Source organism: Carnobacterium sp., assembly GCF_040274945.1.
Lineage (GTDB): Bacteria > Bacillota > Bacilli > Lactobacillales > Carnobacteriaceae > Carnobacterium_B.
In genome coordinates this window covers 160,832-185,931 of record NZ_JBEMAR010000006.1, presented here as the reverse complement: position 1 = coordinate 185,931, position 25,100 = coordinate 160,832, and the positions used below count along the sequence as shown (strand labels likewise).

The following is a 25,100-nucleotide window of genomic DNA, read 5'->3' as shown; positions in this document are numbered from 1 at the left end:
TTAATTGCATAAAAAAATAGTTCACAACGACTATTATTCATTCGTTGTGAACTATTTTTTAAAGCGGAACAATCACATCATCATCCGTTTCATTTAAAGAATCCTTAGCTTTGATTTCAATAATCAATTTATGTGGTAGACAAATTGCCGTTTCACCAGGTTTACTGATCCAACCTGTTTTTACAGCAATTTGGTCTGGACTGTTGTCTTCTTTATTACGAATTTTCGTTCCATCAACTTCAACAATATTGTATTGTCCTTCTGCTGGATAAAAAGTAAACGTTTCTTGAGGGGTATCTTCTGTTAATTCTATTTCTTTAACTGGTTCACCATCAATAGACACTACGGCATAAATAGAACTATTTTCATCTAGATTTTTTGTAGATTGACCAAAGATAATAAGTGGTATGAATGATCCTAGTAATAACAGAATAATAATTATACCATCAAAAGGACGAACCAATTCTAATTGATCTTTAAATTTTTTCATATCTTTTGACTCCACTTCTCTGAATTTTTACTAAGAAGCTAATGCGTTAAGGATAGTGTACTTGAAGTAGTTTGGTAATAGACTAGTTGACTCTCTCTTTTACAACAAAAAATGTGATAAGAAAACTTCTTTTTCCTTATCACATTTCTTCAATTCATTTGAGCATAAAATCTGTTAACTTAGTCTATTACACCTGTATATTTTTTTTCAAATAAAGGACTAACAGATCTATTTTCATGGATACGCGTAATTGCATTACCCAGTAAAGTGCTGACACTTACTTCAACAATCTTGTCGATTTTTTTATCTTCAGGAAGATAAATTGAATCTGTAACAATCAATTGTTTGATTGCTGAATTTTGAATGCGTTCAATGGCTGGACCTGATAAAACAGGATGTGTACAGCATGCATAAACTTCAGTAGCTCCTGCTTCTGAAAGAGCTTGAGCAGCTAACGTAATCGTACCAGCAGTATCAATCATATCATCAATCAAGATACATTTTTTGCCTTCTACGTTTCCAATAATGTTCATAACTTCCGCCACATTCGCTTTAGGACGACGTTTGTCAATAATAGCAATTGGAGCTTTTAAGAACTCAGCTAGTTTACGCGCACGTGTTACGCCACCATGATCTGGTGAAACAACAACTACGTCTTCTGCCTCCGTAACGATTCCTTGTGTTAAGAAATAATTTGCTAAAAGAGGGGCACCTACCAAGTGGTCAACAGGCATATTGAAAAAGCCTTGGATTTGAGCAGCATGTAGGTCTAATGTCAGCATACGATCTGCTCCAGCAGCTGTAATCATATTAGCAACAAGTTTTGCAGTAATGGGTTCTCTAGAACGAGCTTTGCGGTCTTGTCTTGCATAACCATAGTAAGGCATAACAATATTAACTGTTGATGCACTTGCACGTTTTAAAGCATCGATCATAATCAATAGTTCCATTAAGTTGTCATTTACGGGGCTAGATGTTGATTGGATGATATAAACATGTGCTCCGCGAATGCTTTCTTCAATATTGATTCTAATTTCTCCGTCGCTGAATTGATCCACAGATAGTTTTCCTAATTCTACTCCTACCGATTTAGCGATTTTTTCCGCTAATGGTTTATTTGAGTTTAATGCAAAAATCTTTAACTTTGGATCAAAATATTGTTCTGACATAGTGACCTCCACTTTCTTTATTTACAAATTATTTACTTCATATCATATTAATAGTAGATACTTCTCACCTGAAAATCAAGTATTTAAAGAGTTTTTATTCAATTTTTAATGTGGCAAACGGTCAAAATAGTTCAGTTTGTTCTCTTGACGAGCACGTGCAATCGCAAGTGATTCAGTAGGTACATCTTTAGTTATCGTTGAACCCGCAGCAATGTAAACATTCTCTTCGATTGTTAAGGGTGCAACCAAGTTAGCGTTACAGCCTATAAATACATTATCTCCAACAGTTGTACGATGTTTATTTTTTCCATCATAATTAACAAAGATAGTACCGCAACCTATGTTAATATTTTTCCCTAAATCAGCATCACCAATATACGTTAAATGCCCTACTTTAGTATCTTCCGCAATTGTCGCATTTTTGACTTCAACAAAGTTTCCAATATGAACTGAATCTCCAATTTTGCTATTTGGACGCAAGTGACTGTAAGGTCCAATGTTGCTGTTAGCAGACATCTCAGAATCTTTAATAGTGGAACTTGTTATACGAACATTGTTACCAATTTTGCTATTTGAAATTTCAGAATTTGAACCAACAAAACAATCTTCTCCAATAGCGGTAGTCCCTTTAAGACTGACACCTGCTTCAATAAGCGTATCCGAACCAATTTCGACTTCACTATCAATATACGTTGTTGCCGGGTCAATAAAGGTAACCCCATTTTGCATATGTTTTTTATTGATACGGCTTCGCATTAATTTTGTTGCTTCAGCTAAAGCAACCCGATCATTTACACCTAACGCTTCTTCTTCATTGTCCATTTTATAAGCCGAAACGACGTATTCTTGTTTTTTTAATATTTCAATTACATCTGGTAAGTAGTACTCACCTTGAACATTATCATTCCCAACTTGTTTAAGAGCTTCAAATAATAATTGATTATCAAAACAATAGGTTCCAGTATTGATTTCTTGTACTTGTAGTTCTTCTGGGCTCGCATCTTTTTGTTCCACTATTTTTTCGACATTTCCTAATTCATTACGAATCACTCGACCATATCCAGTAGGATTTTCTGCATGTGCCGTTAAAATAGTTGCTTTTGCCCCTTGTTCTTGATGATTATCAAATAAATGTGCTAATGTTTCAGCAGTTAGAAGTGGTGTATCTCCACAAATAACCAATGTCGTTCCTTCTTTATCTTTTAATAGTTCTTCAGCTTGGATAACAGCATGTCCTGTTCCCAATTGTTCAGACTGAATAGCATATTCAGAACGCGAACCAAGATAATCTTTTACTTTCTCAGCGCCCACTCCAACGATTGTTACAATTTTATCTGCACCTACAGCTTCAACTTGACTCACTACATGTCCAACCATTGGTTTACCTGCAACCGGGTGCAACACTTTGTACAACTTAGATTTCATTCTTGAACCTTGTCCTGCTGCTAATATCACTGCGTAACGTTGTGGCATTATATAAACTCCTATCTCATTTTGTTCTTCTTTTTTTATTGTTCATTTTAGTTTAATTAAGCTAAGACTTTTTTACTACAAAGTCTCCTAATTTATGATAGCTTATACATAATCAGTTTTCAAGAAGTAATGTGGATTGGATAGGTTACCCTTCTGTTACAAATTAACTATAAGAAAGAAAACACCGACTAAAAATAGCGAGGACAAAGGTACTAGATTCACCTTTATCCTCGCTATTTTTTTATTTGGTAAAATAATTTCCTGGTTGTACATGAATTGTTTTTTCACGAACGTTCACTTCATCTACACATAAAAGTGATGTATACTCATCTACCATTCTATTGCCACTAAAAGTAGATTCAGCAAAAACTGTGATGCCCACTAGCTCTGCTTCAAACTCTTCAATCAAACTCTTCATACCGTTAACGGTACCTCCGCCTTTCATGAAGTCATCTACAATCAATACTCGAGATCCACGTCTCAAGCTGCGTTTAGATAATTCCATCTTTTCAACACGATCAGATGATCCAGAAACATAATTCACACTTACAGTAGAACCTTCTGTTATTTTAGAATCCCTACGTACAATAACAAATGGTACATTCAAGTATGTTGACACTGCTTGAGCAATTGGAACCCCTTTTGTTGCTACTGTCATTACAGCATCAATAGGTTGTTCTAAATACTTCGTTGCAATAATTTTTCCAACTTGACGTAAAACACTTGGTTGTCCAAGTAAATCAGATAAATAAACATATCCACCTGGTAGTAACCGATCTGATTCAGATAAACGTTCACACATTTCTTTTGCAAATTCTTCAGCTTCATCTTCTGCAATTTCGGGTATGTAGCGTACCCCTCCTGCTGCTCCAGGGACTGTTTCCAAAGTTCCTGTGCCTCGTTCTCTAAATGTCTTTTTCACGATACTTAAATCTTCACTAATAGAAGATTTAGCAGAGTCGTAACGGTTCGCAAAATAGGTAAGTGGCACTAACGTATGCGGTCGCTCCAACATATAACGCGTTATGTCGATCAATCGTTCACTTCTTTTTATTTTCATTATTTTCACCTTTTCTATAGTCTCATTTTCTTAGGTTTTGCCAGGTCATTATTTCTATCAAACATCATTATACGCGTTTTCCATATAAAAGGGTAGCTTTTTAAGTATTATTATAAAAATGTTCGTTTTTATTAATGGTTTCTCATAAAAAAAAACACGAACCTTCGTATTCCCTTTCTTTTACTTTTTGCATGCAAAAAAAGGGTTGAGAAGACTCTCAACCCTTTTACCTATTCGCTATTCTTTAAGAACGGCTTTTTTTGTATTTCATCTGTTGTAAGATTTTCATTGTCCCTGTTGTAAGGATAAAAATAACGATAAATACTAAGGTAATCGTCGCACCTGGTGGAGTACCCCATTGATAAGAAACCGTTAAACCTGAAAACATTCCTACGATACCTACAAGAATGCCTACAAAAATGACCCAATAAAAACTTTTACTGATGCGCATAGCAATAGCCGCTGGCAGAATCATAATGGCTGATACTAGTAAGGCTCCTGCAATAGGCATAACAACTGCGATAGTAACCCCCGTGATCACATTAAAAAGGATCGACATCGTCCGTGCCGGTAAACCAGCTGTAAAAGCAGTATCCTCATCAAACGTTAATACATACATTGGTCTACGAAAGACTAAAAACAAACCAACAACAATTACAAATAAGGCCACTAACAAGTAAATCTGTTGTTGACTGATCGTCACAATTGAACCAAATAAGTATTGTTGAATAGTAGTCGTGGATCCACCACTACTCAAACTCATTAAAACAAGTGCTACGGACATTCCAGCAGACATTAAGATAGCGATAGAAATTTCCGAATAAGATTTGTACAGCATGCTTAGATACTCAATGATCACAGCTGCAATCACTACGACAACTAAAGTCATAAAGGTTGGATTGACATTTAAAAATAACCCTAACGCAATTCCAGCTAAAGAAATGTGTGATAACGTGTCTGCCATCAATGATTGCCTTCTAAGAACTAAAAATAATCCTAGAATAGGAGCAATAACAGCAATCAAGAATGCAGATTGGAATGCTCGCTGCATGAATCCATAGAAAAACATCTCCATGGTGAATCCTCCTTTCGGATAAGCTGAATGTGTCTATCCGCATATTTTTTTATGTCTTCATGATCATGCGTTACCATTAAAATGCCTTTGCCATGAAATTCACTATTGTGTTTTAATAATTCGTAAAACTCTGTTCTGGAGTCTAGATCCATACCAGTAGTTGGCTCATCTAAAACAAATAAATCTGGATCTGTAGCAAAAATACGGGCTAGCGAAATACGCTGCTTTTGTCCCCCAGAGAGTTCCCCAATTTTTTTATGGCGTAAATCCCACATACCTACTGATTTCAATGAACGTTCTACATGTACATGGTCTTCTGCATCTAAACGTTTGAACCATTTTCCTCTTTGATAACGACCAGATCGAACCAACTCCAATACTGTACTAGGAAAACCAGCATTAAAAGAGGCCACTTGTTGCGGAATGTACCCAATTGCTAAAGGTTCATTTCTTCTATTTACAGCAGAAATCTTAGCTGTTCCTTTCGTTGGTTGAAGCAAACCTAAAATATTACGCAATAACGTAGATTTTGCCGCACCATTTTCTCCTGTTAGCATAACAAATTCGCCCGGATCAACCGTAAAGGAAATGTTTTCTAAAACTGGTTCTTCATCATAATAAAAAGATAAGTCCTTTACTTCAACGTAATGCATGAACACCCCTTCTTTCTTTTATCTATAGGAAAGGTTTCTTACACCCATTTCCGTTTCCTTAATGAATACTTTTTTGAAGCGCAGCTAGATTATTTTTCATTAGTTGAATATAGTCTGTCCCTTTTTCTTGATCCTCAGTTGTAATGCCTTCAATTGGATTTAAAATTTCTAACTCTGTCCCTGTCTCATTAGCGAGTGTTTCTGCAATTTTACTAGAAGATGTTTCTGCATAATAAATGTAATGGATATCATTCGCATTTATATAATCTTGTAATTCAGCTAATTTAGCTGGACTCGGTTCTTCTTCGGTTGAAATTCCAGCAATTGAAACTTGCTCCAAATCGTAACGATTCGCCAAGTATGCAAAAGCTGCATGTTGGGTCACAAAAACACGTTTCGTTGCATCATTAAAGGCGTTAGTAAATTCTTGATTCAATGCCTGTAATTTTTCGTTGTATTGTGTTGCATTTGTTTCATATATTTTTTCGTTCTCTGGATCTGCAGTAACCAATCCTTCTTTGATATTCGTTACTTCCTCTTGAGCAAGCACAGGATCTAACCAAATATGAGGATCAACTTCATGGTGATGGCCTTCTTCTTCATTCTCGTCATGATGTTCTTCTTCTGCTGATTCTAAGAAAGAAATGCCTTCACTTGCATTAACGATCACTGTATTTTCTGTATCTATACTCTCTAAAACACTTGAAACCCAGACTTCCATTTCCTCACTATTATAAACAAATACATCCGCATCTGAAATAGCAGCAACTTCTTTGGCACTCGGTTCATAACCATGAGTATCTGTCCCTGCTTCTAATAATAAGGTTACTTCAGCTTCATCTCCAGCAACATTCTTTGTAAAGTCATACATTGGGTAGAACGTTGTAACCACATTTAATTTATCTGTTTCCGGTTGTGTATTTTCTTGATTCCCACATCCTATTACTAGCATCATTACTATAGATGCTAGAGTCATTAACCCGATTCTCTTGTTCATATCCATCGAACGCATATCCTCCTTCAGACTTATCTTTAATTAAAGTTTTTTAGTTTATATTTTTTAAATCGTAATCATTACTATTTAAAATTCCTTATGTAGCTTATCATTATCTACATTGCACGTCAAGAAAAAAAAGACGTGAACTTCTCTTATCAAAACAAGAGAGCTTTTCACATCTTTGATCTAGTTATTTTAGTGTTCGCACTAAGTAAACCTCATTACAAAAACCTTTTAAACCATTATAAACTCGCTGAGCTTTAGAATACTTCTTACATAAAGCATAGATTGTAGGGCCACTTCCACTCATCAAAGCCGCATCTGCACCAAATTGAATCATCTTCTTTTTGATTCGTTTGATATCGGGTTGCTTTACAGCCGATACAGTTTCTAAAGCATTACCAGTGCTATCAACCATTTGGCTATAATCATTGTCTTGAATAGCAGTCAACATTTGGGGTATTTCCGGATGAACCAATTGATCAAATGAAAGATTTTCAAAAACAGTCCAAGTCGAAATACCTTTTTTAGGCTTAACTAGCACTACCCAGCACTGAGGGACATCTTTTATTTGTTGAATTTTTTCACCACGACCTGTAGCATACGCGGTTCCACCATAAATACAATAGGGAACATCTGAGCCAATTTTTTCTCCCAGAGTAGCTAGCTCATCTTTTGTTAACTTTAAATCCCACAAACGATTCAGTCCTCTTAAAGTAGCAGCCGCATCACTGCTACCACCGGCTAAACCAGCAGCGATTGGAATATTCTTTTCTATAGTAATATCGACGCCTTTTTCGATATGATAGGTATCTTTTAACAACTTTGCAGCTTTATATGCATGATTTCGTTGATCTAATGGCAAAAAGCCATTAGTTGAGTGAATAACGATTCGATCTTCTTCAATTGTTTTTAGCACTATGCGATCTGCCAAATCAACTGAAGTCATTACCATCTTCATTTCATGGTAACCATCTTCTCTTTTATGCAAAACATCTAAACTTAAATTGATTTTAGCAGGAGCCTTTTCTATAATCTCCATTTACACTTCACTCCTTTCCTCAGTATTTGTATTGTCTGTAGAACATACTAGCTTAAATAAAAAGATTTGAAAAGCATGAAAGCCATAATTTAATTTAAATATTAAAAAAAATGGCAAGTTATTGACTTATTAATAGGTTAATTACACATAAACTACTTAGATCAATAAAAAAAGACCTGAAACATTTCGTCTCAGATCTCTTCTTTTTATATTCAAGGGGCAACAAATTCCACTTTAACTCTATCTGGATCTTCAAAAAAAACTGCATAATGCTGCTCTCCACCAGCAAATGGGTGTTGATCTCTATACAAAATTTCAATACCTTTTTCTTCTAGTTTTTTCGCTAGATTGTCTACTTGCTGTCTGGAATTTGCCTGAAACGCTAAGTGATTCAGACCTGTATGCCCTCTATGGTAACCTTCAGAAATAAACTGTTCTTTTGTTTGAACAAACACCAGATACATTTCGTCTTTTTTCCAACTTCTTCCTTTATCCCAAACTTGAAAAGGCTGATAGCCTAATTCCTCTAAAAACCAGCCCCAAAAACGAATGGATATTTCTAAATCAGAAACATTCAATTCTATATGATGAATATTCCCCATTCTTATTGATCCCCCAATACTAAAAATTATCGGTTCTCTTTCGATGGTACAAAAAAAACGAGCCATTTATAGCTCGTCAACTGTTTTCTATTCTCTTTTAATGCTTAAGCTAATTGGCGTTTTTCTTCTTCAATAAATTCAATTTCTACAGATTGAGTTAAAACATCTGTATAACTATATGAGACACGTTCAAATGCATTTTCTTCTTGATCTAGCTCAACAACAAACACTGAATGATATGTGTCAGCTAAAATACCTTTGCGTTCGGTTTTTTTCTTACGACCAGCTTGCGCGGTCAACATAATCTTCTTACCTAAATGATCATCTAAGCTTTCTTTAATGTCTGCTAATGTACTTGGCATCAGATTCACCTCACTCGTCTGATGCCATTGTAACATATAAAATGAAATTTTACAAGTATACCACAAGAAAACCTTTGGTACAAATAATAATTCTCTCATATTACCCACTTTAAAAGTCGTTGGTACCACTAGCATATCTATTTAGACTTAATAAAAATTAATCTTCTTTTAATACAATCTCATCGATTGCATCTGATAATCGGCCGAATTCTTCTAGGCTTAATGTTTCCCCACGACGCTTTGGATCAATGCCTGCGACTTCTAATGCTTGGGTTAGTTTTTCTCTAGTAGAATCTTCTTTGCCGTATCTGATTAATAAATTATTCCAAAGTGTTTTACGTCTTTGCACAAAAGCCGAACGAACAAGTGCAAAAAAAGACTTTTCATTCTTAACTGTTACACTTGGTGTTGCTCTTCTTGTTAGCTTAATAATGGCAGAGTCAACATTTGGTTGTGGTACAAAGACTGTCTTAGGAACAATAAAAGCGACTTCAGCTTCCATGTAGTACTGGATAGCGATAGACAATGATCCATAAGCTTTGCTGCCAGGAGCAGCTGTTATTCTTTCGGCTACTTCCTTTTGCATCATAATCGTTAATCCATCGATTCGAACAGGTGTCTCTAAGAAATGCATAATGATAGGCGTTGTAATGTAGTAAGGTAAATTAGCTACCACAACTAAAGGTTCCTCTAAATCAATCATTTCTGGCAAGGTTTTTTGTAAATTGATTTTCAATACATCACTATGAACAATCGAAACATTATCATACGGACTTAACGTATCCGCTAATACTGGTAATAAACGATTATCAATTTCAAAAGCAATAACTTCCTTACTCGCTCTTGCAAGATGTTCCGTTAAAGCACCTATACCGGGACCAACTTCAATAACGTTTGTGTTTTTGTCAATATTAGACGCTGCTACAATATTGCTTAAAATGTTAGGATCCACAATAAAATTTTGTCCTAAACTTTTCTTTACTGAGAAGCCATATTTTTCCATTATCTCTTTGGTTCTTGATGGGGTTGCGATATCTTTATGTGTTGTCATTTTCTTCCTCCAAAATTTGTTGCATCACTGTTACAACTTCTTCAGGTGAGATTTGAAACATTTGCAATCTCTTTTGAAGTTGTTTTCCGTTAGTGTAACCAATATTAAGTTTTTCACCCAATTTTGTTCGTCTCTTTCGAGCAAAAGGCCCCATGATCAAGCCAGCATCCATTAACAATTCTTGTGAAATGAGCGACTCTTTAGCTATGGTTTCGGTGTAGCATTTTGATAATGCTGTACGTATCGCTTCAGGTGAAGCATGTTCAATACCTAAGCTGCCCTTGCCCTTTGCTTTAGCCTCATCTTTTGTCAAAAAAGCGTGTTTCACTCCGGGAACAGCTTGAGAAATGATTTTCCGGATTTTTTCACCAGGAAAATCGGGATCTGTAAAAACAATAACACCTCTTGTTTCGTGAGCTTTTTTTATTAGCTTCAACGTTTCTTCATCAATAGCTGAACCGTTTGTTTCAATAGTATCTGCTTCAACCGATTCCAAAATGCGTCTTGTATCATCACGGCCTTCAACAACTATAATTTCTTTTATTTTTTCCATTAAGCTAACCTAAACAAGCGATTAGCATTTTGCATTGTTTGTTGAGCCACTTCTTCATAACTAACGCCTCTTTGCTTAGCCACTTCTTCCGCTACAAATCTCACGTAAGCCGGTTCATTGCGTTTTCCTCTATAAGGCATCGGAGCTAAGTAAGGTGCATCTGTTTCAATCAATAATTTATCAAACGGCGCAGCTTTAGCTACTTCTCTTACTTCAGGCGCATTTTTAAACGTGATAACGCCACTTACAGAAATGTGCATGCCTAAGTCTAAGAAACGTTCCATCCAAAGTGTATCGCCACTAAAACTGTGCATAATACCGCCAATATCTTCAACATGTTCTTTTTTCAGTATCTCATAAGTATCTTCAATTGAATCTCTCATATGAATACTAATAGGCATGTTCAACTCTCTGGCAATTTGCATTTGCCTATGAAAGACATCCTTTTGAACATCTTTTGGAGAAGTATCCCAGTGGTAATCCAAACCCATTTCTCCCATAGCCACAACTTTTGGCAATTTCAATTGTTGATACAACTTCTCTTCAATTTGTTCAGTATACAAATAGCTTTCAGTAGGGTGCCAACCAATAATACTGTACACTTCTTTGTATTCCTTACTTAAGGCTATCGATTTTTCAATCGTTTCAGTATCAAACCCTACTACAGCCATTTTACTCACATCGTTTTCAAGTGCACGCTGCACAGTTTCAGGAACTTCATGATCAAATTCTTCTGCATTAATATGCGTATGCGTATCAAATAACATCGTATCATCCTTTCTTGTTCATCGTTAACAGAAACACCCTGCTAAATGAGTTCCAGCAGGGCATTCGTTTTATAAGATTTTAAGCAACTTCGGATCCATTTGGTGCTTCAATTGGCGCTTCAATAATTTGTAATTTCCCATCTTTTTCAGCAGATAAAATCATTCCTTGACTGACCTCTCCACGCATTTTACGCGGTTTCAAGTTCGCAACGATCACAACTTTTTTGCCAATCAAAGCTTCTGGATTCGGATACCACTCTGCAATACCAGAAAGAATTTGACGATGACCCTCATCCCCTGCATCTAAACGGAATTTCAAGAGCTTATCTGCTCCTTCTACTTTTTGACAATCGATAACTTCAGCGACTTTTAATTCAACTTTATCAAAATCATCGTACTTAATTTGTTTCTCTTTTGTTGATGTTAAAATAGTTTCTGAAGGATCCCATTTCGTTTCCTCTTCAGCTTCTTGCTCTTGTTGATCAGGAACACCTGCCATTTGTTCTTTAATGTAAGCAACTTCTACATCTATATCTAAACGTGGGAATATAGGTGTACCTTTTTTGATCACTGTAGTATTTTCAGGGAATGAGCCAAATTGAACGGTTGACCAATTTCCAGCAAATTCTCCTTCTACTCCCAATTGAGCAAAAATTTCTTTAGGTGCATGAGTCAAGAACGGTTGCAATAAAATAGCTGAAATACGAAGCGTTTCTGCTAAATGAACCATGACACTCGCCAATTCGCTTGTCTTCTCTTCTTCTTTTGCTAATTTCCATGGTGCAGTTTCATCAATGTATTTATTGGCACGTGAAATCAATACCCAAACATGGCTTAATGCACTACTAAATTGCATATTTTCCATTTCGTTTTGGTAATCCGCACAAACTTTTTCTGCTGTTTCTTTTAAGATAGCATCGAATTCTGTAACGTTTCCTGAATATTTAGGAACTTCTCCATCGAAATACTTGTTGATCATCGCAACTGTACGATTGAGCAAGTTTCCTAAGTCATTTGCTAAGTCGTAATTCACACGAGAAACAAAGTCTTCTGGAGTGAATACACCGTCGCTTCCAAATGTCACTTCACGCATTAAGTAATAACGCAAAGCATCTAATCCATACTGTTCTACTAGCATTTCTGGATAAACAACGTTTCCTTTTGATTTAGACATTTTGCCATCTTTCATCAACAACCAGCCATGGCCAAATATCTTTTTAGGCAATGGCAAATCTAGAGCCATTAACATAATTGGCCAATAAATAGTGTGGAAACGAACAATTTCTTTTCCTACCATATGCACATCTGCTGGCCAGAATTTATCAAACAATGATGTATCATCTGTACCGTAGCCAAGTGCAGTAATGTAATTTGCCAATGCATCGATCCATACGTAAATAACGTGTTTCGGATTGCTTGGTACTTTAACTCCCCAAGTAAATGTCGTACGTGAAACAGCTAAATCTTCCAAACCAGGTTTAATAAAATTATTGATCATTTCATTTTTACGCGATTCAGGTTGAATGAAATCTGGATGTTCATTGTAGTACGCCAATAAACGATCCGAATACTTACTCATTCTAAAGAAATAAGACTCCTCTTTGATTAACTCTACGGGATGTCCGCTATCTGGTGATTTCCCGCCAACGATGTTGCCTTGGTCATCACGTTCAATATCCACTAATTGTGTTTCGGTATAAAAAGTTTCATCTGGAACGGAGTACCAGCCTTCATATTCATCAAGATAAATATCTCCTTGCGCTAAAAAGCGTTCAAAAATATCTGCGACAACTTTTTCATGTGCAGGATCAGTTGTGCGGATAAACTTATCATTGCTGATTTCTAATAATTTCCATAATTTTTGCATGCCTTCAGCCATTTGATCGACATATTTTTGAGGCGTAATGTTTAATTCTTGGGCCTTGTTTTCAATTTTTTGACCATGCTCATCGCTACCTGTCAAATAAAAAACATCAAAGTCTTGCATCCTTTTGTATCGTGCCATAACATCACACGCAATTGTTGAATAGGCATTTCCAATATGCAATTTTCCACTTGGATAGTAAATAGGTGTTGTAATATAAAATGTTTTTTTCTCAGTCACTTTAGGTGCCTCCTTAGTAGGTTTAACTACTCCATTCTAACCATCTATCAAACACTCTTTTAGAAAAGAAGGTACGTTTAGATAAAAAATGAGTAGGGTGCTTTTTTATTTAAATTGATTTTTCTCAAAAGCTTTCTGAAATAGTATACCACAGAAAACTACTGAAAATAGGAAATTGCGCATGAATTCTTTATATCTTAACTAAAGTTTCCCCTGATATTTCCAAGACTTTTTACGGTACTAAATTCAATTTTTGTAAACCTTTTAAAATGCCATGGTTTTCTGGAGATGCTGTAATGTCATCTGCAATTTCTTTCAACTCTGTACGTCCATTTTCCATGGCTATTCCCATACCTACTGCCTGCAACATTTCAATATCATTCAATCCATCTCCAAATGCGACTGTTTCACTTATATCGATACCTATATGTTCAATTAACTTTTGAATGCCTACTGCTTTAGACATTCCTTTCGAGATCACATCTACTGAATAGGGATTCCATCGTGTGAAATGACAATCCGGAAAAGCTTCTTGGTAAAAAGCATCATATTCTTCTGTTGTATGGATGATGCACTGGTAAATGGTTCGGTCTTCATAGTAATGTGGCAAAATCGGCTTCACTCTTTTAGAAGAGCCAACATAGCGCATAAGCAATTGCATCACTTTTTTAGGTGGAGCTATTGGAACTTGCTGAATCATTTTTTTCAATAATCCTTTTTGTCCAAAAGTAACCATAGAAGTCCCTAATATTTCATCGCTTCCACAAAACGCTATGCGTTGCTTATTTGTTTCTGCAGCTAGTGCAAGTCGTTTAACAGAATCCACCGACAATGGATTTTGGTGAATCACCTCTCCCTCATACACAACATACTGACCGTTCAATGTGATATGTGTTTGAATGTCTAAGGATGCTAGAATTTCATCAATTCTAAACGGCGCTCTTCCAGTGGCAATAACTGGTATAATCCCTTTTTTCTTCAAATCTTGAATAGCTTTTCTAGCAGAATCTGGAATTCTTTTTTTATCTGTTAATAATGTTCCATCAATATCAAAAAATATAACCTTATACATTTTAAGTGCTCCTCTGATTTTCATATTCAACTACTGCCATTTTTATTTTGTATCAATCGCAGTGAAACAAAATGTTTCGCGTGAAACATTCGTATTGTTATTTAATATACTTCAATTGTGTTTCTTTCTATCCATTTAAGTGATAAATTTTATAAAAAGCTTTTACTTTCCTTAATAATAACGGTTGCGGTACAATAAGGCTAATGATTTATTACTCAAGAAAGAAGGAGTCACAATGATTTCTATTGGTTTAACGGGTTGGTCTGATCATGACTTACTAACCGTCCGAAAATCGAAACGATTGGAAGATTATAGTTCACATTTCCCTTTTGTAGAATTGGATACCAGCTTTTATGCTATTCCTCCTGATAAAAACATTTTCTCATGGATAGAAAAAACACCAGCTACTTTTCAATTTATCCCTAAAGCTTTTCAAGCGATGACGTTACACAAAGATTGGCTGAAATTTTTCCCGACTGAACAACAAATGTTCGAGCATTACATTGCGATTTTTGAACCTATGATCACCGCGCATCGAATCAAAACTTTTCTATTTCAGTTTCCACCTTATTTTGATTGTACAAAAGAACACGTTCAGTATTTAAGGAAAGTCCGTCAATACATGGGTGAACTACCAATAGCGATCGAATTTCGTCATTCTAGCTGGTACAGTGACACGAATAAAGAAAACACATTGGCTTTTTTAACGGAAGAACAATTTATTCACACTGTTGTCGATCAACCTCAGACCCCCGGAAATAGCGTTCCTTTAACCGTCAAAGGGACCAACGACGAACTCACACTGTTTCGCTTGCACGGGCAAAACTATGAAGGTTGGTTAGATGCCAGTGGACCCAATTGGCGGGAAAAACGAACACTTTATGATTACAGTTCTTCTGAATTGGATGATTTCGTAACCATTATTCGCCAATTAGAAACAGAGTCAAAAGAAGTTGCCGTTATTTTCAACAATAATTCTGGTGGACATGCCGCGAAAAATGCAAAACAATTGCAAAAAAAATTACAGCTTACATTTGATCATCTTGCTCCACAACAAACCGAATTGAATTTATTTGAGGAAGATTTTTAATAATTTTATAGAAAAAAAACGGACCCATTAAGAGTCCGTTTTTTTAAAATTATATACACTATACATTTTCAGAATTTTTTTCATGCCAATTCCTTACTAAAACCGACAATGCGAAGCAAATAATAAAATAAACAACTGCTAAGAAACCATAAATCAAAAACACTTCAGAAGTTTTTGTTACTTTTCCTAAAATAACTTGGCCACTTCGTGTAAATTCCATGATTCCTAGTCCAGCAAGAAATGACGTATCTTTAATAGTTGTAATCACTTGTGACAGTAAAGAAGGAATAATTTTTTTGAAGGTTTGTGGCAAAATAATATACACTAGTGTTTGAAAAAATGAAAACCCTTGAGAATGAGCAGCTTCAAATTGTCCTTTCGGTATCGAATTTAATCCGCCACGCACAATTTCTGCCACTACTGCAGCTGTATAAAGAAACAACGCTATGGAAGCTTTCACTAATATCGTACTTCCTGGTATCAGGAAAGCACAACCGAGCATCCATAGTAACAATGGCGTATTACGGAATAACTCGATGTAAAATCCAGCTATTTTTCCGAAAAACTTCTTTTCATAGTTTCTGATCAACCCTAGGAGTGTTCCAAACACGATTGAAAGGATCACCACACATAAAGAAATCAACAATGTAGTCCACAATCCATCTAACAAGAACAATACGTTAGGCCGTGTAAAAACGGTTTCTATGGAGTTCATCATTCCATCACCTCCGGAATATCCACAACTAAGGAATCATTCTTTTTTAATTTCTCTTCGTATTTCCTTGAGAACGTAGCCAGCGGGAAACAGAGAATGAAGTAAAGCAATCCTGCAACCACATAGGATGGTCCATAATTCAAGCTAAATGAAGCATAAGAGTCCGCTGCATACATTAAGTCTGCTCCTGCGATAATAGCCAACACAGAAGTATTTTTTATCAAATTGACCGCTTGATTGGTTAATGGAGGCAAAATACCTTTAACCATTTGTGGCAATATGATGTAGCGCATGGTTTGTGTATAACTAAATCCTTGAGCATACGCAGCTTCTTGCTGGCCTTTAGGAACAGATAAAATACCCGCACGTACCACTTCACCAATGTAAGCTCCATGATACAACCCAACCCCTACTACCCCAATCGTAAACTCGCTCAAGACCAATCCTGCCATTGCTAATCCGTTATACATAAAGAAAATTTGAATGACAAGAGGGATATTTTGAAAAATTTCGACATATACTCGTGCAATCGAACGCAGAATCAAATTGTGGGCAGTTGATAATATCCCAATCACGATTCCGATTATCAATGATAAAGCTAATGCTAAGATGGCCACTTGGAGTGTTCTTAAAAATCCAGAACTAAAATTATCAAAATTTTGAAAAAGATCCTCCCATCTCCAAAGAGCGAATGGATTTGTACTTTTCATTATTCACTCAATCCCCACTCTGTAACCAATCCATTAAGAGTATCATCTTCTCCCCAAGTAGTGATCAACCCATTTACATGCTCTGCTAACTCCGTATTTGTTTTCTTTGTTGCGATTCCATAATCTTGCGTTGCGAAACGGTCTGGCAAAATTTCAGTTGAATCATCTAAATAACCAGCCAAAATAGATCTGTCCACACTAAATGCATCTACACGACCTGAGTCTAACGCTGCTTTAATTTCTGGATAAGTAGCATATTCTGAAAATTCTACTGTGATATCATATTGTTCAGCTTCTGATGTGATGGCTTCTGACGTTGTAGAACTTTGTGCCACACCAACATTTGCTCCATCCATATCTTTTAAACCTTCATAGTTTTTGTCTTTTTTCACTAGTAAACCAACTGCATCTTCATAATACGCATCTGAGAAATTATATGTTTCTTTGCGTTCTTCAGTAACTGTAAAAGTGGCGATAACCATATCAACTTCGCCATTATCCAATAATGGACCACGTGTTTTAGCCGTAACAGGCGTTAATTCAATGGCATCTGGATCGCCTAAAATGTCTTCAGCAATTTTTTTAGCAATATCAATTTCAAATCCTTCTATTTCTCCTGTATCTGTATTCTTCAGCCCAAAGTTTGGAACATCTTCTTTTACTCCTACTTTTAAAACGCCGGCTTCTTTGATTGATTCAATCGTTACTTGATCCGACCCTTTTGGTGTGTCTGCTTCTGTTGTTGAACCGTCATCTGACGAGCAAGCACCTAAAAATAATACACTAGACAAAATGACTGTTGCTAATAAGTTTCTTTTTTTCATTTGTTTTTCCTCCTAAGGATATCTTTATTTTTCATCTTAAAATTTTACTTAAAAATTCTTTTGTTCTTTCATGTGTAGGGTTTTCAAAGAAATGCTCTGGTGGCCCTACTTCTAAAATGGTTCCATCATCCATAAAAATGACCCGATCTGCTACTTGTTTAGCAAATCCCATTTCATGGGTCACAACGACCATTGTAATGTTCATGCTAGATAGTTTGATCATAACATCCAATACTTCTTGAACCGTCTCTGGATCTAAAGCAGATGTAGGTTCATCAAATAGAATGATTTTCTTTTCAGAACAGAGCGATCTAGCGATAGCGACTCTTTGTTGTTGGCCTCCTGAGAGTGTTGAAGGGTATGCTGTTGCTTTTTCTCGCAACCCTACGATATCTAGATATCGATAAGCCAGTTCTTCTGCTTCTTTTTTTGATTTATTCTGTAATTTTATAGGTCCAATTGTCAGATTTCCTAACACCGTCATATGCGGATAAAGGTTGAACTGTTGAAAGACCATTGCAGAAGAATTTCGCACCATTTCTAATTTGTTTTTTTCTGTTATTTGATTGCCATCTATATAGACTTCTCCTGTCGTAGGTTCCTCAAGAAAATTCATACATCTAACTGTGGTACTTTTTCCAGAACCAGAAGGGCCTATGATAACGACTTTTTCCCCTTCAGCCACCTCTAAATTAACATCTTTTAGTACATGGTGGTCGCCGAAATATTTATTTACATTCTGTAGCTTGATCAACTCTGTATCATCTCCTTTACAAAAACATTGATGGTAATTAGTAATTTTTTAAGCAGGCGAGGTCTTTCTTGCTGCTTAAATCAATAGTATAAATACACATTTATGAGAAATCAATTAACATATACCTTAATCATGTAACGTTTTCTCACATGGACTTAATACAAAAAGTCTAAAAATCCTTTATTTACCCTGTTTAAACACCATTAAAAAATTATCATCTTTCTCATTATTTTATTAAAAAATAAAAAAACCACTTCCAACCAATGACTATTCCTTGGTTGGAAGTGGAGGTGATTTATTATTTGTTTAGTAATTCTTTGGCTAATAAACGATACACATCTAAGCGTTTTTCTTGTGAATGGGGAATACTACAGATCATTGCTTCATCAAAACCATATTTCTCTTGATCTTCTAATAATTTTGCAGCGATTTCTTTTGGTGTACCTACTAAATGTAATTCGCGTCCTTGTTTTATTGTTAATTGATCAATTTCGGTTAAAGGATAATGTTGTGCTTCTTCAGGTGTCAGCAATTGACCCATCTGTCCTTTTCTCATCAATAGACGTGCAATATCTTGTGGTTTAGCTTCATATTCTGCTTCTTCTCTAGTTTCAGCTGTTGTAACAAGATACGCTACATTGATGTATGGTTTGTCCATAAATGCAGAGGGTTGAAAATTAACTTTGTATTCATCCAAGATATCTTTTGTCATTCCACCCATAAAGAATTGAGCAAACGAATAACCTACTCCCATTTGGGCTGCCTTCCGCGCACTGCTGCCGCTCGAACCAAGTAGCCAAGCTTCAGGCAACTGAATATGTGAAGGAGTAGCAATTGTTCGGGTGTATATTCGTTCTTCAGGCACTTCATCATTGATTAATTTTAATGCGGTATCGAATTTTTCATACATATTGTCCAACATCGGCTGACGACCTTCTGATAGAGCATAAATAGAATTATTATCGCCACCCGGAGCACGACCTACTCCAAAATCGATTCGTCCTGGCGAAAAAGCACTTAACGTTTTAAAAACTTCCGCTAATTTCAAAGGTGAATAATGCATCATCATGACTCCACCTGTGCCGATTCGAATATTTTTTGTTTTTGCCGCTAAATGAGCTGCAGTGATTTCAGGAGCTGAACTTGCAAAACCATTTGTTCCATGGTGCTCTGCCATCCACATACGTGTGTACCCTAATTCATCCGCTAAAATAGCTAGTTCTTCAGCTTTTGCTAAAGCATCTGCAGCTGTATTTCCACTTGTAATAGGTGCTTGATCTAAGACACTTAATCTCACTACTTTCCACTCCTTCATTATCCGAACACTTTTGTAATCACTTTTAACTCGTATCTGTCTAACTTTTTTTGCCACAGTTTGCCACAGTAATAGTTATTTTTGTTCCCATGTTCATCATTATAAAGAAACACGGGTATTATTTCTATACACACGGGTTAGCTACTGTGGAAATCATTAAAAAAAAAAACGAAACAAAGATAAGAATACCCTATTAGATTAGGTAAAAAACCAAATCTCACAAGATATTCTACGTTTTTTTGTAGAAATTAGTTCTTATTCAAAATCTTCGCTTAATATTTTCACACGATCTTCAAAAGATACTTCTTGATGGATTTCGTGCAGCATCCAAACATAACCAAAGCTGTCTAAAAACATTGCATTTGAAATACCCATTTCCTCCATTTTTGTAATTGGTTGAATAACTGTTGCTCCTGCAGCAACTGCTTTATCAAATACTACTTGAATATTGGGTACCACTACATTAAACCAAAATGATTGGTTACTATCTTCTTTTGGTGCAAACAATTGGTATTCAGGATTTTCATCGAGCATATGGAAACGAGTACCATAAATTGTGAAAACTGCTTCGTTGTTTCCTACTTTAAAATCTGTTGCCTCAACTATTACAACCTCAAAAATGGAGCTGTACTGTTCCAAAGCTGCTTTACTATCTTTTACAACAAAATCAATTTCAACTCCTGTGATCATTTATGCACCCTCCTAGTACTATTTTTTATCACTTATAGTATACCATCTATAAAAATTAGTAGAGTTATACAAGGACTACTACAACTATAATTTTTAATTATTTAGAGAGAAATAAGCAAAATGATAAAACAACTCCCATAATTCATACCAAACTCGAGGATTTTTTCCAGTTGATTCTTCAATTTTTTGGATTCTATAATTCAATGTATTTCTATGGATATGAAGTTCTAGCGAAGTATCATTGATGCTTTTATTATTTTGCGCGAAACTAATGAGTGTTTCTACATATTCCGGTGCCACTTCCTTTATCTTATTCAACAGTTCTTGGTTAGGAGGAAGAGAAAATGAGAATAAATTGGCTAAATAGCAGCTATCTGTTTTATTGACTCCTTCTTTCTTTGTGTTTAAAAAAGAGAGCATTGCATATGTCTGTTTGATTTCTTGAAGATTTTGACTAATATTTTTTTCACTAGAACTTACAATAATAAATTCTTTAGTAGTTGGTTCTAATGAATCAACGTTCTCTACAAAAATAATAAAACCTCCAGACCATTCAAACAATTCTTTCTTAGACGCAATTGCTCTTAGTATTTCCTTCCTTTCAGCAAAAACGCCATAATAAGGTTGCCCTAATTCTAGGTCATATTTTTCATGTGCTTCTTTTTTTAACGATTCTGTATATATACCTTCTGACTGGATAATTTGTTTCAAGAGGTTATTCTTTGCCACTCTATTCTCTTCTTTTTGTTTATAAATATTTAATTCTTCAATAAGGAGTAGCGAAACCGTTTTAACAATTTTTGTGAACGGACGAACTTCATTAGGGTCACCTGTAATTCCGACTACTCCAATGATAGTGTCTTCATATATTATTGGCTCGTTTGTCCCTTTTTTCTCTAAATGCGTATCTTGATAAACCTCTATGATCTTCTTTTCTTTGATTGCTCGTTCAGCTGCTCTATGCGAAGTTCCAATACGATTACTGTCACCACTTGCAATAATAATACCTAATTCATTCATAATATTGATATTGTAAGGAATATCTCCCATAAGTTTACTGACGATTAGACTAGCCTGACTACTCGTTAACACGTTACTTCTGCCACCTTTTCTATACAAAAAACAGTTTAGAATGATACATCCTAAACTGTTTTTTCTTATCTTCTAAGTTAAAGTATCTTCTTATAAACTTAAAATATCAAGTTTATCTCCTAAAATAGATGAGGCTTATTTCTGTTCACTGGTTAAGAATAAGATTCGAGCAATATTTTCACATGTTCGTTCTAGATTTGATTCGCCATTCTTCAAAGCTTCGTCAATTGATTCGGCTTTTGAGAGAATCCCAAAAATAGCCGTTATCCCCTCATCATATAGCACCTCAACATCTTTTCCAATATAACCAGCACAAGCAAAGACAGGTTTTTGATACTGTTTCGCAACTTTTGCGACCCCATATGGCGCTTTTCCGAATTTAGTTTGAAAATCCATGCCACCTTCACCAGTAAAAATAAAATCAGCTTCAGCAATCTGTTCCTCTAATTGATTGATCTCAATGACTATATCAATTCCAGGTCGTAGTGTGGCATTTGTAAAGGCTAATAAACCAGCACCTAGCCCACCCGCTGCTCCAGCCCCTGGTAGATGTTCAATAGATTTTTGAACATCTTTTTGAATGATGTGCGCGTAGTGTTTTAAATTAGAGTCTAATTGTTCCACCATTTCTGGTGTCGCTCCCTTTTGAGGACCAAATATATGAGCAGCCCCATGCTCTCCAGTCAATGGATTTGTAACATCGCTAGCCACTTCAATTTCGATTTCTTTTATTCGAGGATCTAATTCAGCAGTATCGATTGATACTAATTGATTTAAAGAACCTCCTCCTTGAGGAATCGATTGTCCGTTTCCGTCTAAAAACTTCACACCCAATGCTTCGGCCATCCCAGCCCCGCCATCATTCGTTACACTACCGCCAATTCCGATAATGATTTTTTCTACACCGTGATCTAGAGCCGCTTTAATCAATTCTCCAGTACCATACGTAGAAGTGATCAATGGGTTTCGACGCTCTTTTGGTAATAATTCTATCCCGTTTGCTTTTGCCATTTCAATCACTGCTGTTTTATTGTCACCTAAAATCCCAAAATATGCCGTTACTTTTTCCTCAGGAATCGGACCAGATACTTCAACATTGATTCGCCTTCCTTTTGTTGCATCTACTAATGAATCGACAGTTCCTTCACCTCCATCAGCCATTGGAACAAGACTAATTTCTGCATCCTTAAATACTTTTTTGATTCCTCTAGCCATCGCTTCACAGGCTTCTTTTGCGCTCATACTTTCCTTAAACGAATCTGGTGCAACAACAAATCTTTTTACCATTATATTTGCCTCTTTTCCCTTAATTAGTTAAGAATAAATCCATACAAAATAGTTGCAACTACAGTCATTGCCCCACCTACACACATCTCGTAAGGAATAACCTTCAATCTTTCTTTTATCGTCATGTTCATACTATTTGCACTAATATGGAAATAATTCCCTTGAGGAACACTATCAATAACGGTTGATCCTGTGTGAACCATTACAGATGCTGCTAAAGAAGAAGTTCCTGTATCTAGAATGGCTTGTCCAAATGATCCAGTAGCCAATATAACAGCAGTAGACGTTGATCCTACAGCTAATCCCATCAAGATACCTGAGATTGGAGCTAAGAATGTTCCAGAAATACCTATTGTATCAATTAATTTTACAACTTGAACAGATAAATCAGAAGCAGATATCAATCCTGCAATTGCACCGGCTCCAATCAAAATAAGTACCGTATCTGTTACCCGTTTAATTCCTGAAGAAGCGTATTCACTAATTTTGTTCGCATGTCCCATTGCAATCGTTCCTACGACTGAAGCAAAAGGAAGAATATATAAAGCATCAATTTTTAAATTTGTGAGGACCTCTATTTTTAGTAGGGTTCCAATTGGGTTAATCAATAAAAGAACAATTGAAAGTATCGGCGCAATCAACGCTTTTCCCAATGGCATTAATTCTTTTGCTTCTTTTTTAAGAATATCCCTATCTCTTACCATTTCACCTTTACTTTTAATTAGATTGGCCACAATAACAGCGGTTGCAAGTCCGAATAAAGCAGGGATAAAACCAGCCAACATCACACTGCTCAAATTCAAACCAAAACCATCTGCTGCTGCAATCGTATTTGGATTAGGAGAAATAATATTTCCTGCTTTCCCTCCACCTGATAAAGCCGTTAATAACGCAATCTTACTAATCCCTGTTTGTTTTCCAACGGATAATGCAATTGGAGCAACAATTAGGACTGCCACTGGAATAAATACCCCTACAGCCGTTATGATCATTGTTGAAAGAGCCAATGATAAAATGGCTTTTTTATCTCCAAGTTTCGTTACAATCGCGTTCGCAATGGATTCTGCCGCTCCAGATTCCATCATTACACCTGCAAGCATTCCTGCAGCAAGAACGCGGATAGCGGTTCCAATAACGCTTTGTGTACCACTGATTAGTATATCAATAGTATCCACCAAGGAAGCTCCACCTACTAAACAACCAACGATGGCTCCAAAAAATAAAGAATACACTGGATTGAATTTTTTCAATATAAGTAAAATTGCAACGATCAATCCAATAATTGCTGCAAACCATGGAATCGTAATATCTAACATCTTTAAACATCTCCCAACTTCATCTGTGTGCGCTTACATTATATTTTTCATTACAAGAAAAAGCTATTGTCATCTTAACAAATCTATTTGTGCAAATGCACAACCCTTAATAACAAAAAAAGCGAATTATAAGGCTAACATATGCCCATAACTCGCTTATCCCTTCCTAGAAATATTTTTTTAATTTAATATTGTTAATACTACTTGCAAATATAATTTAACAACCATATTTTTAAACCATTACGATTAATACTAACAAAAATTATGTAGTAGTTATTAACTAGTTCTTTCGGTATGATTAGAGAACAGCCACAATTGAGTATATATGCTATCAAAGGAGTGATTTCAAATAATGTATTTATTAATTATTGTAGTGTTAATCTTATTACTATTAAACTATATTCAAACAACAGAAATCAAAAAATTGAAGGCTCTATTCACATATGATCAAGATAAAATGATAGAAGATTCAAAAGAGTATTTAATGACTATGAATGAAATACAAACGATTAAGAAAATCAGAACCCAATACTATCCTATCGACTTAATTCAAGCTAAAAAAGTAGTCGACAAAGCGAATTCAATTATTAAATCATGATATTTCATAAATAATTTTTTAAATGCTGATTTTTGAATTTTTAGTATTTCATCAAGGTCATTTTCATTAGCTAATTCAAGTGTTATTATTTTCATAGTTCTAACCTCCACATCTCACTGTTTAACAAATAATTTATTGTTTAATAGTAAAATATTAAGTCCTAATAGATTTTCATTTTATTTACGATTATTTTTCAATGCTATCACTAACGCACAAATTGAAAATAGTACCGCCACTAC

Annotated in this window: 26 protein-coding genes; 2 read left to right on the top strand and 24 right to left on the bottom strand. The window is 35.6% G+C overall.

What is annotated here, in order from left to right; genetic code table 11:
* Positions 1–58: 58 nt before the first annotated feature.
* The 15 genes from ABS916_RS08255 to ABS916_RS08185 form a co-directional block, all read right to left on the bottom strand.
* A complete protein-coding gene (locus ABS916_RS08255; RefSeq protein ID WP_350451424.1) occupies positions 59–490 on the bottom strand; it encodes a NusG domain II-containing protein in 432 nt (143 codons plus the stop codon).
* Positions 491–669: 179 nt separating this feature from the next.
* Positions 670–1,659: a ribose-phosphate diphosphokinase gene (locus ABS916_RS08250; RefSeq protein ID WP_350451423.1), complete on the bottom strand. Its 990-nt coding sequence runs from the start codon at positions 1,657–1,659 to the stop codon at positions 670–672.
* A gap of 105 nt (positions 1,660–1,764) precedes the next feature.
* Positions 1,765–3,132: a bifunctional UDP-N-acetylglucosamine diphosphorylase/glucosamine-1-phosphate N-acetyltransferase GlmU gene (gene glmU, locus ABS916_RS08245; RefSeq protein WP_350451422.1), complete on the bottom strand. Its 1,368-nt coding sequence runs from the start codon at positions 3,130–3,132 to the stop codon at positions 1,765–1,767.
* Between the two features lie 241 nt (positions 3,133–3,373).
* The gene (purR, locus tag ABS916_RS08240; protein WP_350451421.1) at positions 3,374–4,192 is read right to left on the bottom strand and encodes a pur operon repressor; all 819 of its coding nucleotides are present in this window, start codon (positions 4,190–4,192) and stop codon (positions 3,374–3,376) included.
* Between the two features lie 244 nt (positions 4,193–4,436).
* Positions 4,437–5,267 (bottom strand): metal ABC transporter permease, encoded by an 831-nt coding sequence (locus ABS916_RS08235; protein ID WP_350451420.1) that lies wholly within the window; start codon positions 5,265–5,267, stop codon positions 4,437–4,439.
* The gene (locus ABS916_RS08230; RefSeq protein WP_350451419.1) at positions 5,213–5,920 is read right to left on the bottom strand and encodes a metal ABC transporter ATP-binding protein; all 708 of its coding nucleotides are present in this window, start codon (positions 5,918–5,920) and stop codon (positions 5,213–5,215) included. Before ABS916_RS08230 ends, ABS916_RS08235 begins: the two co-directional genes overlap by 55 nt.
* A 58-nt stretch (positions 5,921–5,978) precedes the next feature.
* The gene (locus ABS916_RS08225; RefSeq protein ID WP_502880592.1) at positions 5,979–6,932 is read right to left on the bottom strand and encodes a metal ABC transporter substrate-binding protein; all 954 of its coding nucleotides are present in this window, start codon (positions 6,930–6,932) and stop codon (positions 5,979–5,981) included.
* Positions 6,933–7,107: 175 nt separating this feature from the next.
* Positions 7,108–7,959, bottom strand: coding sequence for a 4-(cytidine 5'-diphospho)-2-C-methyl-D-erythritol kinase (ispE, locus tag ABS916_RS08220; protein WP_350451417.1), 852 nt, complete (start codon positions 7,957–7,959; stop codon positions 7,108–7,110).
* A gap of 212 nt (positions 7,960–8,171) precedes the next feature.
* Positions 8,172–8,561, bottom strand: coding sequence for a VOC family protein (locus ABS916_RS08215; protein WP_350451416.1), 390 nt, complete (start codon positions 8,559–8,561; stop codon positions 8,172–8,174).
* 104 nt (positions 8,562–8,665) lie between these two features.
* Entirely contained in the window at positions 8,666–8,923 is a 258-nt protein-coding gene (locus tag ABS916_RS08210; RefSeq protein ID WP_013709871.1) for a Veg family protein, read from the bottom strand.
* A 157-nt stretch (positions 8,924–9,080) separates the two neighbouring features.
* The gene (rsmA, locus tag ABS916_RS08205) at positions 9,081–9,974 is read right to left on the bottom strand and encodes a 16S rRNA (adenine(1518)-N(6)/adenine(1519)-N(6))-dimethyltransferase RsmA (RefSeq protein WP_350451415.1); all 894 of its coding nucleotides are present in this window, start codon (positions 9,972–9,974) and stop codon (positions 9,081–9,083) included.
* Complete coding sequence (gene rnmV, locus ABS916_RS08200; protein WP_350451414.1) at positions 9,961–10,527, bottom strand: ribonuclease M5; 567 nt, start codon at positions 10,525–10,527, stop codon at positions 9,961–9,963. The genes rsmA and rnmV overlap by 14 nt, the downstream gene beginning before the upstream one ends.
* Positions 10,527–11,294, bottom strand: a complete 768-nt coding sequence (locus ABS916_RS08195) for a TatD family hydrolase (protein ID WP_350451413.1) — start codon at positions 11,292–11,294, stop codon at positions 10,527–10,529. Before ABS916_RS08195 ends, rnmV begins: the two co-directional genes overlap by 1 nt.
* 79 nt (positions 11,295–11,373) lie before the next feature.
* Positions 11,374–13,398: a methionine--tRNA ligase gene (gene metG, locus ABS916_RS08190; protein ID WP_350451412.1), complete on the bottom strand. Its 2,025-nt coding sequence runs from the start codon at positions 13,396–13,398 to the stop codon at positions 11,374–11,376.
* A gap of 232 nt (positions 13,399–13,630) precedes the next feature.
* Positions 13,631–14,470, bottom strand: coding sequence for a Cof-type HAD-IIB family hydrolase (locus ABS916_RS08185; RefSeq protein ID WP_350451411.1), 840 nt, complete (start codon positions 14,468–14,470; stop codon positions 13,631–13,633).
* Between the two features lie 235 nt (positions 14,471–14,705).
* Here ABS916_RS08185 and ABS916_RS08180 point away from each other — a divergent pair, with 235 nt between their 5' ends.
* Complete coding sequence (locus ABS916_RS08180) at positions 14,706–15,560, top strand: DUF72 domain-containing protein (RefSeq protein ID WP_350451410.1); 855 nt, start codon at positions 14,706–14,708, stop codon at positions 15,558–15,560.
* A 58-nt stretch (positions 15,561–15,618) separates the two neighbouring features.
* On the opposite strand, the gene ABS916_RS08175 is transcribed toward ABS916_RS08180, so the two are convergent.
* The 9 genes from ABS916_RS08175 to ABS916_RS08135 form a co-directional block, all read right to left on the bottom strand.
* A complete protein-coding gene (locus ABS916_RS08175) occupies positions 15,619–16,278 on the bottom strand; it encodes an amino acid ABC transporter permease (RefSeq protein WP_350451409.1) in 660 nt (219 codons plus the stop codon).
* Entirely contained in the window at positions 16,275–16,985 is a 711-nt protein-coding gene (locus ABS916_RS08170; protein WP_350451408.1) for an amino acid ABC transporter permease, read from the bottom strand. Before ABS916_RS08170 ends, ABS916_RS08175 begins: the two co-directional genes overlap by 4 nt.
* Complete coding sequence (locus ABS916_RS08165) at positions 16,985–17,809, bottom strand: transporter substrate-binding domain-containing protein (protein ID WP_350451407.1); 825 nt, start codon at positions 17,807–17,809, stop codon at positions 16,985–16,987. Before ABS916_RS08165 ends, ABS916_RS08170 begins: the two co-directional genes overlap by 1 nt.
* Before the next feature lie 31 nt (positions 17,810–17,840).
* Positions 17,841–18,563 carry an amino acid ABC transporter ATP-binding protein gene (locus ABS916_RS08160; protein WP_350451406.1) on the bottom strand — a complete coding sequence of 241 codons (723 nt, stop codon included), beginning with the start codon at positions 18,561–18,563 and terminating at the stop codon, positions 17,841–17,843.
* Positions 18,564–18,861: 298 nt separating this feature from the next.
* Positions 18,862–19,860 (bottom strand): LLM class flavin-dependent oxidoreductase, encoded by a 999-nt coding sequence (locus ABS916_RS08155; protein WP_350451405.1) that lies wholly within the window; start codon positions 19,858–19,860, stop codon positions 18,862–18,864.
* A gap of 273 nt (positions 19,861–20,133) precedes the next feature.
* Positions 20,134–20,568: a VOC family protein gene (locus ABS916_RS08150; protein WP_350451404.1), complete on the bottom strand. Its 435-nt coding sequence runs from the start codon at positions 20,566–20,568 to the stop codon at positions 20,134–20,136.
* Between the two features lie 93 nt (positions 20,569–20,661).
* Complete coding sequence (locus tag ABS916_RS08145) at positions 20,662–21,660, bottom strand: CdaR family transcriptional regulator (protein ID WP_350451403.1); 999 nt, start codon at positions 21,658–21,660, stop codon at positions 20,662–20,664.
* Positions 21,661–21,795: 135 nt separating this feature from the next.
* Positions 21,796–22,947, bottom strand: coding sequence for a glycerate kinase family protein (locus tag ABS916_RS08140; RefSeq protein WP_350451402.1), 1,152 nt, complete (start codon positions 22,945–22,947; stop codon positions 21,796–21,798).
* A 23-nt stretch (positions 22,948–22,970) separates the two neighbouring features.
* On the bottom strand, positions 22,971–24,263 hold the full coding sequence (locus ABS916_RS08135; protein WP_350451401.1) for a GntP family permease: 1,293 nt from the start codon (positions 24,261–24,263) through the stop codon (positions 22,971–22,973).
* 352 nt (positions 24,264–24,615) lie between these two features.
* Between ABS916_RS08135 and ABS916_RS08130 the strand changes: the two genes are divergently transcribed.
* Positions 24,616–24,861, top strand: a complete 246-nt coding sequence (locus tag ABS916_RS08130; protein ID WP_350451400.1) for a hypothetical protein — start codon at positions 24,616–24,618, stop codon at positions 24,859–24,861.
* Positions 24,862–25,100: the final 239 nt, after the last annotated feature.